Origin of the sequence: Nonomuraea composti (assembly GCF_012034275.1) — a bacterium.
Classification (GTDB): domain Bacteria; phylum Actinomycetota; class Actinomycetes; order Streptosporangiales; family Streptosporangiaceae; genus Nonomuraea; species Nonomuraea composti.
This window is the reverse complement of the sequence record NZ_JAATEP010000032.1, coordinates 73,848-89,433: the sequence shown is the minus strand read 5'-3', so window position 1 is coordinate 89,433 and position 15,586 is coordinate 73,848. Positions and strand designations below refer to the sequence as shown.

Below are 15,586 nucleotides of genomic sequence, written 5' to 3'. Positions count from 1 at the left end.
CAGGGGACTGTCCGCCGGGATGCGTAGACAGAGTTCATGAAGGGATCCCAGTGCGGAAGATCGCGAACAGCGTCATGGCAGCCGGAGCACTTGTGTGCGGTCTTCTTCCGGCGCAACCGGCCCAGGCCGTCCCTCGCACAGCCGAGACAGCTACCGCGGTGATCTACTGGTCATTTCGGAACGCCTCCACCGGCGGCTGTCTGAGCACCTACGAGAGCGGCAAGGTCATCACCTGGGTCTGCGAAGATGACAGCCAGGCCCAGCAGTGGCACTGGATCGACAGCTCGTGGAACGGCGATCACCGGCTACTCAAGAACAGGTGGACCGGGAGGTGTTTGATCGCGACATCGCCGGTCACCTCGGGCACTTGCGAAGACTGGACGAGCAGGCACTGGAGGATCGCTGACTCCGGGGCGAAGAACAGTATCGTCAGTGGTACCGACGCGGGCCGCCTGTTCGTGCATGAGTGGGATCGCCTCGAGGTGTATGTCGCACCAGGCGACATGGGCTACTGGTACATCGACTAGTGCTTGCTCGTCCGGCCGGGCAGGGCACTTGTCCGCGTCCTCGAATTCAACATCGATGAGTTATTTTGCAGGAGTGAGTGAGACCCGCCAGAGACGAGGTCCCGGACGCCGTCCAGGGGCGTCGGGGACCCGCGAGGCCATCGTGCGAGCAGCGCAGGAGAGTTTCGCCGAGCGCGGCTACACGACGACCACCATCCGGGGCGTCGCCCGCCGTGGCCGGCGTCGATCCGGCGCTGATCCTGCAGTTCTACGGCAACAAGGACGGGCTGTTCGATGCCGCCCTGCGGGTCGATCCACCGACCCGGTCCCTGCTGGCCCTGGTGTTCGAGGGGGAGACCGGGACGCTGGGCAAGCGGCTGCTGCGCCGATACCTCGAGCTGTGGGAATCACCGGACACGGGGGCACGGCTGCTGGCGGTGGCGCGTGGGGCGTCGGCGTCGCCGAGTGCGTCGGCGATGGTGGCGGCGTTCATGTCCGAGGAGGTGATGCTGCCCCTGGCCCGCGCCATCGGGGCCGATCACGCCGAGCTGCGGGCCAACCTGACGGGCGCCCACCTGCTGGGGCTGGCCACGGCCAGGTACGTCCTGCGCGTGCAGCCACTCGCCTCGCTCGACCGCGAGCGACTGGTCGCTGTCCAGGCGCTGTCGTGCAGCGCCACCTCACCGGAGACCTCGGCTGACACGCTGCTCACCCCGATGAGGCGGCCTCACCGCCGGTGGCACTGCTCGTCCCGACCGGCGGCGGCCGCACCGCCGCAAGGGGGGCCGCGTCGGCTCATCCGCCCTGCTTGTGGCACGGATCCGGCGGTGCGGACTCCGGGACGGGCAGTCCCCGCCCTGCCCTTGGGTGGCCGGCTGGACATCGAGAGTGCGCCAGTCCGCGCCGGACCGGTCCACCATGACTGCCAGCTCCGGTGTCAGCCGCTCCTCACCGCGCCTGCTGGTCGGCCGGCGGGTCATGGCGACGACGAAGACGACGGAGTGCCTGGCGCTCTCCTGATCCGCTTCAGCTCGCCGGCGGCTCCGGGGCGGCGCGTTGCTCCTCGGGCATCGGCAGGTAGGAGTAGACGTCGAACGGCAGCGGGCCCGCTCTGGACGGGACCGGGGTGCTCACCGCGGTGGCTCGCGCCGCGCGCTTCGGCCCTGCGGCGCAGGTGGCCACACTGTCAGGTAGACGCCGAGCGCCGCGAGAGCCATGGCGGCCGCGGCGAAGGCCGCCCCTCGCCGGCTACCGGAGCGTGCGGGCATGAGCGGGCACACCATTCAAACGGGATGACGCCGCCGCCGACCCAGGACGCAAGGTACCTTCATTGATACTGTTATGCGTACCTGTCACGTTACTCATTAGTGGATGTTCATGTCGCTTCGTCACGCGCTGCTCGCCATGCTGACCGCCGAGCCGATGACCGGCTATGAGCTGGTCAAGTACTTCGACGGCAGCGTGGCCTATGTCTGGAGTGCGCCGCACAGCCAGATCTACCCGGAGCTGCGGCGGATGGAGCGCGACGGCCTCGTGGACGTGGAGATCGTCCCCCGGGGCGAGCACGCGAAGAAGCGCATCTACTCCATCAACGAGGCCGGTCTGGAGGAGTTCCAGCGGTGGATCCGCGAGCTCACGCCGTACCAGCCTGAGCGGGATGTGTACCGGCTGAAGGCGGCTCATTTCGAGCAGTCCACCTACGAGGCGGCCCGCCGCCAGATGCAGGAGCATCTCAACCACTACACCCGCGCCCTGCAGATCTGGAAGCAGGTGCTGGACGACGTGGACAACCGGCGGGTCTCGCTGCTGCGCGAGCGCCTGGCCCAGCGGCCGCAGGAGGAGCACGAGGCCATCGTCGCCTTCCGCAAGCTGACCTTCAGGGGCCAGATCGCCAAAGCGCGCATGGAGATCCAGTGGGCCAAGGAGGGGCTGGCCCTGCTGGATGAGCTGGAGAGCAAGGGCGTGCCGCTGCGGGGCGAGCCGTAGTTCAAGCGTCCAGATAACGTTGCACGCTGTCGCCCACACAGGCGACGAGAGCGTCGAAGTCCATGGAGGCCAGCGGTTCCAGCCGCAGCAGGTAGCGGCCGACGATGACGCCGAGCCCCTGCGCGTGCACCAGGGCGGCCTTCGCCTCGATGCCGGGATCGTCGGGGAAGGCCGCCTTCAGCACGGGCAGGACCTGGTGGGTGAGCAGCCCCTGCACGGCTTTCGCCGCATCCTCGTGGGTCATGGCGGAGCGGTGCAGCGCGGCCATCGCCTCGTCGTCGCCGCGCTCCCACGGTTCGAGCGCCGCCCGGACGAACCGGCGCCCGATCTCGCGGGCGGGCACGTGGGTCAGGTCCAGTGACAGGAATCCCGCCCTGGTGGTCAGCGCGAACAGGTCGGCCTTGCTGCCGAAGTAGCGCACCACCATGGCCGCGCTGACCCCGGCCTCGGCGGCGATCGCGCGGATGGTGGCCCGGTCGTAGCCGTCCTTGGCGAACCTGGTCCGTGCGGCCTCCAGGATCGCCCGTCGCGTCGGCGCCGAACGCTCGCTGAAACGCATGACCGGCGCCCATCCCTCGCCGCCCTTTTCCTCCATGCCGATTGACAATATCACCACCCGTATGCATACGATCGTTTGCAAACGACTGTTTACAGTTGGGGTGATCATGAGAGTCCTCCTCCGCAGGCTGGCGTACGTGGCCACGTTCGACACCGAGGACCAGGAACTGAGCGACGCGGACATCCTCATCGACGGGCCGCGCATCGCGGCCGTCGGCCACGACCTGCACGCCGGCGACGCCGACCGGGTCATCGACGGCACCGGCCTGCTCGCCCTGCCCGGCCTCATCAACGCCCACCAGCACCTGTTCCAGGCCTCGCTGCGCACCCTGCCGCCGCTGGAGCGCTCCGGCATGCCGGACTTCCTGCGCCTGCAGGACGAGCTGGTGCTGCGGCGCTGGCGGGAAGGCCGGTTCGGCGCCGCCGACATGAGGGCCACCGCCCGCGCAGTCCTGGCCGAATCCGTGCTCGGTGGCGTCACCACCGTCGCCGACCAGCACACCGTCTTCCCGGGCGCGGAGCCGGAGCCGTACGTCGAGGCCGTCATCGAGGCCGCCGCCGAGGTCGGCGTGCGGTTGCACGCGGGCCGCGGCAGCGTGACCTTCTCCCGCGCCCGCGGCGGCATGGTCGGCGACGTCTTCGCCGAACCGGTCGACGCCGTCATCCGGCACGCCGAGAAACTGATCGCGGCCCACCACGACCCCGAGCCGTACGCGATGACCCGCATCGTGCTCGCCCCCTCCGGGGTGGTCGCCGACGTGCCGGAGATGTTCCGCGCCTTCGCCGACCTGGCCGCCGCGCATCCAGGTGTGCGGCTGCACACCCATCTGCACCACCACGAGGACACCCGGTTCGCCCGGGCCAGATTCGGCACCTCGCCGTGGCGCATTCTCACCGAGCACGGCTTCACCGGCGACCGGCTGTGGGTGGCCCACGGGGTCACACCGCCGCCGGAGGAGATCGCCGAGTACGCGGCGGCAGGGATCGGCGTCGCCCATATCCCGGTCGCGGACCTCAAGCTCGGCTGGGGCCTGGCCCCCGTGCGCCGCTACCTCGACGCCGGGGTCACGCTCGGTTTCGGCACCACCGGCTCCATGACCAACGACGGCGCCAACCTGCTCGGCGACCTGCGGGTCGCCGCGCTCGCGCACCGCGCCCACCGCACCGACCCGGGGGAGTGGCCCACCGTCAGGGAGCTGCTGGCGATGGCCACCCGCGGCTCCGCCGCCTGCCTCGGCCGGCCCGATCTCGGCTCCCTGGCCGTGGGACAGGCCGCCGACATCGCCTGCTGGGATCTGACCACCGTCGACCGGGCGGGCACGCACGACCCCCTCGCAGCGCTGCTGTTCACCGGGCTCAGCGACATCGCATCCCTGGTGCTGGTCAACGGCACACCCGTCGTCGAGGACGGCAGGCTCACCCGGATCGACGCCGCCACCGCCGCGCGCGAAGTGCGCGCGCTCGCCGCCGCCGACGGAGGGCGGGCACGATGAACATTCACGAGACTTTTGTCTGCATTGTCGGCGCGGGGCCGGCCGGGCTGGTCACGGCACTCGGCCTGGCCCGCGCGGGCGTGCCGTTCGTCCTGCTCGACGACGGCGACGGCCCTGTCAAGGAGTCGCGCGGACTGGTCGTGCACGCGGGCGCCCTGGAGGTGCTCGACGAGCTCGGCGTCGCCGCGGAGCTGCTGGAAAGGGGCACAAGGGTCGGCACCTTCCGCGTCGCGGTGCGCGGGCACGCGCTCATGCACATCCCGCTCGGCACCGTGCCCACGGCCTTCCCGTACTTCCTCATCGTTGCGCAGGCCGTCACGGAGTCCGTCCTGCGCGACCGCCTCGCCGCGCAGGGGCACGCCATCCTGTCCGGTCACCGCGTGACCGGCGTGCGCCAGGACGGGGACGGCTGCGAGGTCACCGGCAAGGACGCGCAGGGCCGGCCGTTCGCCGTGCGCGCCCGATGCGTCGCCGGCGCGGACGGCCTGCACAGCACCGTACGCGAGCAACTCGGCATCGGCTTCCCCCAGCACACCTACGACACCGCGTTCCTGACCGCCGACGTGGAGCTGACCGGCGGGCCTGACCGCGCCCTGGCCCACATCACGCCCAGCCGTCACGGGCTGCTGTTCATGGCTCCGATGCCCGGCGGCGGGTGGCGTCTGATCATCTCCGTACGCTCTCCCGGCGGCCGGCGCCCGCAACCGCCCGCTCTCTCCGAGGTGCAGGCGCACCTGCGGCGCCGGGGGCTGCCGCACGCCACGGTCACGACCGTGCACAAGAGCGCCGGCGTCCTGCTGCACCACGGCCTCGCCGACGACTTCGGCCGTGGCCTGGTCGCCCTGGCCGGCGACGCCGCGCACGTGCACAGCCCCGCCGGCGGGATGGGCATGAACACCGGCATCCAGGACGCCTGCGACCTGGCCGCCACGCTGGCCGCCGTGCACGGCGGCGCGGACGCGGACACCATGCTGGCCGGCTACCGGCGCCGCCGGATGGCCGCGGCCGGGCAGGTCGTCGGCTTCACCGACCGGCTGATGCGGCTGGTCAGCCTCGACACCATGGCCGTGCACGTGGTGCGGACGGCGGCGTTCGCCCTGGCCGGGCTCGTGCCGGCGATCGGGCGGCGGGCGGCGCTGATGGTGTCCTGCGTCACCCGCACGCCCGCCTGGACGGGAGCGCCCCGGCTGCCGGCACCGTGACGGGAAGGCGCCACGTCACCGGGAGGCTGTGGAGCCCGTACACATTCGCGTCGTGCTTGAACGGCAGCTCCTCGAAGGGCAACGTCCGGACTTCGCCCATGGCCGCCATGCGCCGCTGGGCCAGGATGCTCTTGCTGACGATCTCGGCGGTCCGGGTGTGGAAGAAGTCCGCTCGAAGGACGGCACGCCGGGCAGGTGGGGAAGGTTCGCACGAGCCGGCCGCCGTGAACCCCCGCTCTGCGATACAGAATCTCGCCCTGACACCGTGCCGACCGCCCTACCTTCCGTCCTGAGGCGAGGCTTCATCGGAAAGGTGTGACGGGTGAAAGCGGATGGCGATCCCGTAATCAGCGAGCGTCCTGGTGACCTGCTGAGCGATTTCTCGCTGGAGATGACCGCAAAGGACGCCGGGGCACTGGAGAAAGCGGCCGGACTCCTCCCAGCAGGGACCCGCGTCAACGTGACGTTTCTCGCCGGTGAGGACAGCGCGCTGCGGGTGCACGCCGCACGGGTCATACGCCGGCTCGGCTTTCGTGCCGTTCCCCATGTGTCGGCCCGGCGCCTGACCTCCGAGCGGGAGCTGATGCGGTATCTGTCCGCCCTCGCCGACGCCGGCGCGGCGGAGGAGGTGTGCGTGGTCGGCGGCGACCCGGCCCGGCCCGCAGGCCCTTACGAGGACGCGCCGGCCCTCATCCGCACGGGGCTGCTCGCCCGGTCCGGCGTCCGCCAGGTCAGCGTCGCCGGTTACCCGGAAGGGCATCCCCACATTCCGCCCGCCGAGTTGTGGCGGGCCCTTGAGGACAAACATCGCGCCCTGCTGGAGCAGGACCTGGGCATGACCGTGATCACGCAGTTCGGTTTCGACGCCGCGCCCGTCGTGCGCTGGCTGGGCGAGCTGCGCGCGCGGGGAATCCGCTCGCCCGTACGGGTCGGCGTGCCGGGGCCGGTCGGGGTCAAGCGGCTGCTCCGGTACGCCCGCCGTTTCGGGGTGAACTCATCGGCGGGGATCGTCCGCAAGTACGGGATCTCGCTGACGAACCTGCTGGCCACCGCGGGACCGGAACGGTTCGTGGAGCGGCTGCGCGGCCAGCTCGACCCCGCCCGGCACGGCGATGTCCGCCTGCACCTCTACACCTTCGGCGACCTGCCCGCCTCGGCCCGGTGGGCGCACGAGCACAGGTCGGCCAGGACACCATGACGCACAACCGGGCGCCCATGCTCCATGACCACGCCAGCCTGATCGTGTACGGCGACGACCGGCCCGGCATCGTCGCCGCCGTCGCCGGGATGCTGGCGCGGCACGGCGCCAACATCGTCGCGCTGGACCAGCACACCGACGACGTGGAAGCGGGCGCCTTCTTCCAGAGGACCGTCGTGCACGTGAAGGATCTCGCGGCCGCCCTGCCGGCGCTGGAGAAGGACCTCGCCGGCACGGTCGGCGACGAACTGGGCCTGCGGTGGCGGCTGCGCGATCTCTCGGTCCCGCTGCGCGTCGCCATTCTCGCGTCCAAATCCGACCATTGCCTGCTCGACCTGCTGTGGCGGCAGCGCCGGGGCGAGCTGCCGGTCGTCGTCCCCATGGTGATCTCGAACCATCCGGATGTCGCCGACGACGTGCGGTTCTTCGGCGTTCCCTTCTTTCACGTGCCGTCCCAGGGCGCCGACAAGCGGGCCGCCGAGGCCGAGCTCCTCCGGCTGCTGGCGGGCAACGCCGACCTGATCGTGCTGGCCAGATACATGCAGATCCTGTCCGGGTCGTTCATCGAGCAGGTGAACGTGCCGATCATCAACATCCACCACTCGTTCCTGCCCGCGTTCGTGGGCGCGGGCCCGTACCAGAAGGCCAAGGACCGCGGCGTGAAACTCGTCGGAGCCACCGCCCACTACGTCACCGAGGACCTCGACGAGGGGCCGATCATCGAACAGGACGTGATCCGGGTGTCCCACCGTGATTCCGTCGCCGAACTCGTCAGGCGCGGCGCCGACATCGAACGCCAGGTCCTTTCCCGCGCCGTGCTGTGGCACTGCCAGGACCGGGTGATCCGCCACGACAACCAGACGATCGTCTTCTGACGTCAACAAGGAGGCCCTTTCATGGGAGAAGGACGGTCCCTTCAGGACCTGATCGACGCGACGCCGAACCTGGTGGATTACTTCCACAACGACACCATCGCCCCGCACTACCGGGCGCGTACGAGCCTGACCTCGGCGTTCGTCCCGCCGGAATTCTCCAACTGGCGGGATGAGCAGCGGGCCTGGCGCGAGAGCGTGATCCTGTTCGACCAGTCCCACCACATGCCCGAGCTGTTCCTGAAGGGCCCGGACGCGCTGCGCCTGCTGACGCGGGTCGGCATCAACACCTTCGCCGGGTTCGGCCCGGGCCGGGCCAAGCAGCTCGTCGCGTGCACGCCCCGCGGGCACGTGGTCGGCGACTGCATCGTGTACTGCCTCGGCGCCGACAGCTTCGAGCTCGTCAGCGGCATGGCGGTGCTGAACTGGGTGCACTACCAGGCGGAGACGGGCGGATACGACGTCACGATCGAGCGGGATGCGCCGACTCCGTACAACCCGGCGGGCAGGCGTGTCTTCTACCGTTTCCAGCTCGACGGGCCGGATGCGGGAAAGACCTTCGGCGACGCCGTCGAAGGGCCGGTGCCGGACATCCCGTTCTTCAGGACCGCGCGGGTGCGGATCGGCGGAGCCGAGGTCCTGGCCCTGCGCCACGGAATGGCCGGCCACCAGGGAGTGGAGCTGTCCGGCCCGTACGAGGAGCTCGGCACCGTACGGTCGGCCATTCTCGCGGCAGGCGAGAAGTACGGAATCGTCCAGGGCGGCACACAGTCGTATTTCAGCACCATCTTCGAGAGCGGCTGGATCGCCTACCCGCTGGCCGGGATCTACACCGGCGAGGAGCTGAGGGACTTCAGGCAGTGGCTGCCGGCGAGCGGCTGGGAGGCCAACGCGCAACTCGGCGGCAGCTTCGTCTCGGCCGACATCGAGGACTACTACGTCACCCCGTGGGATCTGGGTTATGACCGCCTGCTCAAGTTCGACCACGACTTCATCGGCCGCCCGGCGCTCGAGAGCCTGGCCTCCTGGCCGCACCGCAGGAAGGTGACCCTCGTCTGGAACGAGGAGGATGTGCTGCGGATCCTGGCCTCGCAGTTCGGGGCGGGTCCCCGGTTCAAGTCGCTGGACTTCCCGGTCTCGTTCTACGGCTTCCCTCAGTTCGACGAGGTCCGCGACGAGGCAGGCGGGATGGCGGGACTGTCCAGCCACTGCGGCTACAGCAACAACGAGGGCGCCGTGCTCTCGCTGGCCATGCTCGACGAGCGGCACGCGACTCCTGGAACGCAGGTCGTGCTCGTCTGGGGCGAGCCGGACGGTGGCTCCAGAAAGCCCCACGTGGAGCGCCACCACCAGACCACCGTCCGCGCCACCGTCGCGCCGGCACCGTACGCCCGGCACGTCCGCGAGGTGAAACGGGCGACGATGACGGCCGCCGGGTCGCCGTGACCAGTCAGACGACTGATCCACACAAACAGATGGGGCAGATGTCAACCGGGCATCGCCCGTCGCGCGACCGATGTGCCGAGCCTCGCCGGGATCTACCTTCAGGCCGTCAACTCTGATCCGTACGCAAGGGGCTCCATGCGTAAGCTCATCTCTCTCGGCGTGACTGCCTTGGTCGTCGCGGCATCCAGCGGAACGGCGGTGGCGCAGGCGGCGACGTCCGAGGGGTCGTCCGCCCTCGTCTTCGGGGCGTGCCCGGCGGACATTGCCACGCCGTACCCCCATCTGACCTGCGCCAACGTGAAGGTGCCCATCGACTACGCCAATCCGGGCGCGGGCACGACGACGCTGCTGATCTCCAAATCGGCGGCGACCGACCCGGCGAAGCGGCGCGGCGTCATGCTCATGGACCCGGGCGGTCCGGGCCGGGGCGGAGCCGACTACATCGGCCGGCTGACCCAGGCGGACGCCTCCGGCAACACCCGGCTGCCTGCCAAGGTGCTGGCCGCCTACGACGTCATCGGCCTGGACCCGCGCGGTGTCGCACACAGCTCGCCGATCAGTTGCGTCGACCCGTCCTATTGGGCGGGGCCGCAGCTCGACCCGGACGCGAGCGCCAACCGGCTGAAGCTCTGGAAGTACTGGGACGACTTCTCCGCCGCCTGCGCCAAGAACGCCGGCCCGCTGCTGGCCCACATGGGCACCCGCGACGTGGCCCAGGACATGGACCAGATCCGGGCCCAGCTCGGCGAATCCAAGATCAGCTATCTGGGGTTCTCCTACGGGACCTACCTCGGCGCCGTCTACGCCACGCTCTTCCCCAGCCGTGTCGACCGCATGATCCTCGACGGCATCGTCGACCCGACCCCCGAGCGCATGTGGTACAAGGCGACCCTCGCCCAGAACGAGAAGATGCAGAAGCGCCACGACGCCTGGCTGAGCTGGGTCGCCAAGTACGACAACGTCTTCCACCTCGGCACCACCCTCGACCAGACGCGCGCCGCCTGGAACGCGACCCTGACCGAGTTCCGCACCACCCCGCACGGCGAGGTCGGCGGCAGTGAGTTGCTCTCGCTCGCCTACGGCTCGGCGCTGAGCGAGTCGTTGTGGATCCCGCTGGCCCAGGCGCTCAGCGACTACGTCGTCAACCATGACGACAGCATGCTGGTCGCCTTCGCCGCGCCCTCCGCCGACGCGGCCAACGAGAACTACAACGCCGCCTACAACGCCATCATCTGCCGTGACGCGCCCTTCCCCGCTGAGACCATCGAGTACGAGCGCGACGCCGGTAGGTCGGCTCAGACCTCGCAGTTCGCCTACCTCAACATGTGGACCAGCGGCGCGGCGTGCGCGAGCTGGTCGGTGCCGAGCCAGCAGCGGGTGCTGCCCACCGGTGCGGGCCTGCCGCCGATCCTCATGTTCAACTCGGTCGACGACCCCGCCACCCCGTACGAGGGCGCTGTGAAGATGCACCAGGCGCTGCCGAGCTCGGTGCTCGTCACGGAGCTGGACTCGGGCAAGCACACCGTCTTCGCCGGTCCGTTCATCTCCACCAACCCCGCGGCGCAGCAGATCGGCGCCGACTACCTGGTGGACGGCAAGCTGCCGGCCGGCGACATCAGCATCCCTGGGCACGCCCTGCCGGTGCCGGCGGCCGCCTCGGCCGGAGAGCCGGCGCCCAGCGCCGTGCCCGCGCTGCCCGGGGCTGAATAGCGAGAATCGATCACTACCGGTCTGCCGGGCCGAGCATCGCCCGGCAGGCCGCCGCCCACCAGTCACCTGACGGATGCACGCCGCCACGACCGCCTTCTAAGGTCGATACACATCAGGAACGGTGGCCGGCGGGTGACGTCCGTCGTCGGTTCGCCGCCGCGTCGTGGACTGCCGAGGTGAGGGTTGCGTGCGTCCGAACTCCCGCTTTGCCGTTGTTCAGCCGATCGGCCTGGATCAGGTGGCCGCAGCGGCCGGGGACGATCCGGACGTGCTGCGGCTGGAGAACCTCGACACCGACATCGCGCCGCCGGAGGTGGCGGTGCAGGCGACCGCGCAGGCGCTGATGGAGCGGCAGGGCAACAGCTGGCTGCCGCTCACCGGGCTTCCCGTGCTCCGCGAGGCGGTGGCGGCCGAGCTGTTGACGCGTACAGGGCTCGGCTACGACCCGGACCGGCAGATCGTCATCACCTCCGGTGGCACCTCGGCGGTCATGCCCGTGCTGCTGTCGGTCACCGAGCCGGAAGATCCGGTGTTTCTCACCGACCCGACCTATGCGGGCCTGCTCCAGCGGGTACGGCTGGCGGGGGCGCACCCGTCGCTGGTCCCGCTGCGGGTCGAACGCGGCTACTGGCGGCTCGACCGGGAGGAGCTCGTCGAGGTGGACCGGGCCGCGGCGTTGCTGCTGATGAGCCCGTCGATGCCGTCCGGAATGGTCTTCGACCAGGATGACTGGGAGACGATTGCCGAGGTGTGCGCCAGGACGGGGGCGTACCTCATCTACGACGCGGCGATGGAGCGCATCGTCTTCGACGGCCATCCGCGGATCAACCCGTGCCGAGTGGACGGGCTGGCCGAGCGGACCATCGTGATCGGGTCGATGTCCAAGGAATACCGGATGATCGGCTGGCGGATCGGATGGATCGCCGGCCCCGCAGACATCATGGAGCGGATCCGGCTGGCGACCATCTACAACACGACGGTAGCCAGCGGCTTCGCCCAGCTGGGTGCCGCCGCCGCGCTACGCGATCCGTCAGGGGCCGGCGTGCGGGAGGCGGTCGCGGAATACCAGGCGCGCCACGACGTGGTGATCGAGCAACTGGCGGGGCTGCCCGTGGTGCCCGCCGCGGGCGGCTGGTCCTGCCTGCTGGACGCCGAGGCCCTGTCCCTGACGGCGCAGGAGCTGTCGGATCGCCTCCTGGCACGGGGCCGCGTCGCCGCCACACCGATGACCGCCTGGGGCGGAGCCGTCGCCACCCGCCACGTCCGCCTGGTGTTCAGCAACGAACCGATAGCCCGCCTGTCCAGCCTGCGGGCCCGCGTCGAGGCGGCGCTGGGCTGACGGGCCCCGAACAACGATCACATCCAAGGAGCAGGCATGAGCACACCTTCGTCCCTCGCGGGCATCGCCGAAACGAGCATCGGCGTGGCCGCCATCCGCGCGATGGAGGACAGCCGTGCGGATCGGCTCTTCCGCGACCCGTACGCCGAGCGCTTCGTCCAGGCGGCCGGCGGCGACGGCTACTGGGACACGGCACCCACCGCCTGGGCAGGCTTCGTCGCGCTCATGGGCGAAGAGGTGGCGGTACGCACCCGATACTTCGACGAGGAGCTGCTGCGGGCCGCGGCGGACGGCTGCGAGCAGGTGGTGCTGCTGGCCGCCGGCATGGACGCGCGCGCGTACCGGCTGAGCTGGCCGGAATACACCCGCGTGTTCGAGATCGACGTCGCCGAGGTGCTGGCGTTCAAGTCCGCGGTGCTGAAGGACGCGGAGCCGGCGTGCGAGCGGGTGGAGGTGGCGACCGACCTGCGGCTGGACTGGCCGCTGGCGCTGCGCGAGGCCGGGTTCGTGCCCGGTGTCCCGACGGCCTGGCTGATCGAGGGCATCCTGTACGCCCTGACGCCCGAGGCCGCGGACGGCCTGCTCGCCCGGGTGACGAGCCTGTCCGCGCCCGGCAGCGTCGTGGCCTTCGAGCACGTTCCGGACAGTCCGGCGCTGCGGGCGGCCAGGCAGGCGATCTCCGCCGAGATGGCGAACATCTGGTTCGGCGGCCCTGAGGGCGAGCCGGGCCTGTGGCTGAGACGGCACGGGTGGACGTCGCAGGTCCGGGACATCTCCAAAGTGGCCGCGGCGTACGGACGCCCCGTGCCCGCCGCGTTCGACCCCTCCAGGGAAGGCTCCGGCCCCGGCTGGCTGGGCACCGGCCGGCTCGCCAAGCCCGAATGACCACGACCCGCATCGCTGCGGCCTCCGACGACGAAGGGCTCATCGGCGGAGGCCGGCGGGCCTGCGGCCTTTCGCTCAGCGGGTGCAGCAGTGGATCCGCTCGGCCATGCACGCCGCCGGCCGCGTCTTCAGCTGTCTGGCTGAACTGGTACGAACCCCGGTCGGGAAATGCGCACGGACACCGCTGACCTGCACCATGTGCAGCGTGAGGTGGCCGCGCTGCACAAGCGCAAATCGGATCTCACAGGGCAGGCGAGAAGCACGCGTCGGGCCCTGACCGGCATCGGCTGAGATGCCCGCGGTCAGGACGTGGCCAGGATCTTCTCCAGCTCCTCCAGCGCGGCACACGTCTCGAAGACGCCCATCTCGGCGGTGAAGCGGACGGCGTCACGCACGTCGTCCGCACCGGCGACCTTGAGGGCCAGCTCGACGTGCCGGCGGAACGACTCGCCGAGCGCTCGTTGGGTGACGTGCGCGGTGAGCGCGACGAAGGCGCGCTCGCGCGGGCTCAGCCGCTCCTCCGACCAGGCCCGCCCGGTACGGGAGGCCACGAACCCGGCCATCCACGAGTCCGCCACCGGCCAGGAGACCCCCGCCGAGCCGCCCGTCGAGCTGTCCGTCACCCGGGACGGCTCGGCAGTGGTGTCGAGACCGAGCTCGCCGGCGATCTCCGCCACCCGGCCGAGCGCCCCCGCGGCCGACGGATAGCCGGAGTACGGCGCCACGAACCTGATCAACGCCAGCATGTCCGCGTACGGGATGCCGTGCATGCTCATCGCGAGGACGTGCATCTTGAAGGGCAGGCCGAAGCTGGCGCGGCAGATGTCGTGCGCCGTTACCTGCAGCAGCTTCTCCCGCACGCTGGTGCCCGGCAGGCCGAAGGTGAACCCGCCGGTCTCCAGCGCCATCTTCTCGAACTCGGTGTCGACGGCGGCGAGCGGGCTGCTGGGGAGGTCAACCATGGGGCCGGCCTTTCTCGTGATCGTGGGATGGGGTGGTGAGGGGCCGAGGAGCTTGGCGAGATTCGCCGGGGCAGGGCCGCGCCGTCTTCCGCCTCATCAGCTCACGATATATCCCCAAATGGGGACTTTCAAGTCCTCGTTTGGGGATATGGTGTCAGGAGTCTGACTCCAAGGAGGCGTAATGACGATGAGATTCGGAGTCGCCCTGCACCTGCCCGCCACCCGTCGCGAATGGGTGGAGAAGTGCAAAAAGGCCGAGACGCTCGGTTTCGACACGATCTCCGTGGCCGACCATCTGGGGATGCCGTCGCCCTTCCCGGCCCTCGTTCTGGCCGCCGAGGCGACCGAGCGGGTACGGGTGGGCACGTACATGCTGAACGCCGGCTTCTACCGGCCCGCGCTGGCCGCGCGGGACATCGCCACCACCGACGTGTTCACCGGCGGACGGCTGGAGGTGGGGCTCGGCGCCGGGCATGCCCGGCAGGAGTTCGAGGCGGCCGGCCTGCCGTTCGGCACCGGCGGCGAGCGGGTCCAGGCACTGGGCCGGATGGTCTCGCGCCTGCGCGAGATCTTCGCCGACCCCGGGTCCCAGCCGCGCCCGGCCCAGCGACCCGGACCACCGATCATGATCGCCGGACGGGGCGACCGGCTGCTGCGACTCGCCGCCCGTGAGGCCGACATCATCGGCTTCAACGGCGCCGCCTCCTCCGCTCATGACGGCAGCGGCCTGCCGGTCTTCGCCGGGCTGAAGGATCTGACCGAGCGGGTCGAGTTCGTCAGGGCCGCGCTGGACGGGCGGGAGGTGGAGTTCAACAGCACCGTCCCGGTCGTCGTCATCACCAACGAGCGCAGGGCGGCCCTGGAGAAGCTGGCCCACTTCGCGCCCGGCCTGAGCGTGGAGGAGCGGGCGGAGATGCCGAGCCTGATGGTCGGCACCGCCCGGCAGATCGCCGACAAGATCCTGCTCAACCGCGAACGGCTCGGCTTCGGCTACGTCACCGTGCACGAGGGCGGGCTGGAGGCGATGGGCGAGGTCATCGCGCTCCTGCGCTGAGCCTTTTTGCCTGAGATCCGGTCACATGACGGATTCGTAGCCGCACGCCCGGCCTCTAGCTTGGCGTGCATGTCACCACTGCTCACGGCTCCGACGGCATGACGAGGACGAGGGTGCGTCACGTACCGGATCGCGACCATAAGGACTCCTCCGGCGAGGAGAAGGAGCCCAGGTGGCGCGTCGTGCTCCTCGCCATTCTGTCCGTCCTGCTGGTCATCCAGGTCCTGTGGATCGCGGGCATGATGTTCCTGCTGTACTTCGACGGCCCGCGATGACGCCGGGCCGGGGCTTCCCTCCCCTGCCGATCGTCATCGCCGTCGGCCTGCCCGTCGCCATCGGCGTCCACGCCGAGGGTGCCACCGGCGGCTAGGTCAC

At 70.3% G+C, this 15,586-nt stretch carries 13 protein-coding genes and 1 pseudogene; 12 read left to right on the top strand and 2 right to left on the bottom strand.

Annotation, left to right across the window (positions count from 1 at the left end):
• The first annotated feature begins 50 nt into the window (after positions 1–50).
• From HCN51_RS36275 to HCN51_RS36265, 3 genes and pseudogenes are all read left to right on the top strand, one after another.
• On the top strand, positions 51–527 hold the full coding sequence (locus HCN51_RS36275) for a hypothetical protein (RefSeq protein ID WP_168016002.1): 477 nt from the start codon (positions 51–53) through the stop codon (positions 525–527).
• Positions 528–604: 77 nt separating this feature from the next.
• Positions 605–1,150, top strand: a pseudogene (locus HCN51_RS63115) (TetR/AcrR family transcriptional regulator); the annotation flags it as partial.
• 733 nt (positions 1,151–1,883) lie between these two features.
• Positions 1,884–2,492: a PadR family transcriptional regulator gene (locus HCN51_RS36265; protein WP_168015997.1), complete on the top strand. Its 609-nt coding sequence runs from the start codon at positions 1,884–1,886 to the stop codon at positions 2,490–2,492.
• A 1-nt stretch (position 2,493) separates the two neighbouring features.
• Here HCN51_RS36265 and HCN51_RS36260 read toward each other — a convergent pair whose 3' ends face one another.
• Positions 2,494–3,087 (bottom strand): TetR/AcrR family transcriptional regulator, encoded by a 594-nt coding sequence (locus HCN51_RS36260; RefSeq protein WP_168015995.1) that lies wholly within the window; start codon positions 3,085–3,087, stop codon positions 2,494–2,496.
• A gap of 70 nt (positions 3,088–3,157) precedes the next feature.
• Here HCN51_RS36260 and HCN51_RS36255 point away from each other — a divergent pair, with 70 nt between their 5' ends.
• The 8 genes from HCN51_RS36255 to HCN51_RS36220 all read left to right on the top strand — a co-directional run bounded on the left by HCN51_RS36255 (position 3,158) and on the right by HCN51_RS36220 (position 13,195).
• Complete coding sequence (locus HCN51_RS36255) at positions 3,158–4,543, top strand: amidohydrolase (RefSeq protein WP_168015993.1); 1,386 nt, start codon at positions 3,158–3,160, stop codon at positions 4,541–4,543.
• Positions 4,540–5,745, top strand: coding sequence for an FAD-dependent oxidoreductase (locus tag HCN51_RS36250; protein ID WP_168015991.1), 1,206 nt, complete (start codon positions 4,540–4,542; stop codon positions 5,743–5,745). Before HCN51_RS36255 ends, HCN51_RS36250 begins: the two co-directional genes overlap by 4 nt.
• Before the next feature lie 460 nt (positions 5,746–6,205).
• Entirely contained in the window at positions 6,206–6,943 is a 738-nt protein-coding gene (locus HCN51_RS36245) for a methylenetetrahydrofolate reductase (protein WP_206068299.1), read from the top strand.
• A 17-nt stretch (positions 6,944–6,960) separates the two neighbouring features.
• Positions 6,961–7,818: a formyltetrahydrofolate deformylase gene (gene purU / locus HCN51_RS36240; RefSeq protein WP_206068298.1), complete on the top strand. Its 858-nt coding sequence runs from the start codon at positions 6,961–6,963 to the stop codon at positions 7,816–7,818.
• A gap of 21 nt (positions 7,819–7,839) precedes the next feature.
• On the top strand, positions 7,840–9,261 hold the full coding sequence (locus tag HCN51_RS36235; RefSeq protein WP_168015989.1) for an aminomethyl transferase family protein: 1,422 nt from the start codon (positions 7,840–7,842) through the stop codon (positions 9,259–9,261).
• A gap of 159 nt (positions 9,262–9,420) precedes the next feature.
• Positions 9,421–10,971, top strand: a complete 1,551-nt coding sequence (locus HCN51_RS36230; RefSeq protein ID WP_168015987.1) for an alpha/beta fold hydrolase — start codon at positions 9,421–9,423, stop codon at positions 10,969–10,971.
• A gap of 238 nt (positions 10,972–11,209) precedes the next feature.
• Positions 11,210–12,310, top strand: coding sequence for an aminotransferase class I/II-fold pyridoxal phosphate-dependent enzyme (locus HCN51_RS36225; protein WP_206068297.1), 1,101 nt, complete (start codon positions 11,210–11,212; stop codon positions 12,308–12,310).
• A gap of 36 nt (positions 12,311–12,346) precedes the next feature.
• Positions 12,347–13,195, top strand: a complete 849-nt coding sequence (locus HCN51_RS36220; protein WP_206068296.1) for an SAM-dependent methyltransferase — start codon at positions 12,347–12,349, stop codon at positions 13,193–13,195.
• A 302-nt stretch (positions 13,196–13,497) separates the two neighbouring features.
• On the opposite strand, the gene HCN51_RS36215 is transcribed toward HCN51_RS36220, so the two are convergent.
• The gene (locus tag HCN51_RS36215) at positions 13,498–14,157 is read right to left on the bottom strand and encodes a carboxymuconolactone decarboxylase family protein (RefSeq protein ID WP_168015983.1); all 660 of its coding nucleotides are present in this window, start codon (positions 14,155–14,157) and stop codon (positions 13,498–13,500) included.
• Positions 14,158–14,344: 187 nt separating this feature from the next.
• On the opposite strand from HCN51_RS36215, the gene HCN51_RS36210 reads away from it, so the two are divergent.
• Complete coding sequence (locus HCN51_RS36210) at positions 14,345–15,211, top strand: TIGR03621 family F420-dependent LLM class oxidoreductase (RefSeq protein WP_240973606.1); 867 nt, start codon at positions 14,345–14,347, stop codon at positions 15,209–15,211.
• Positions 15,212–15,586: the final 375 nt, after the last annotated feature.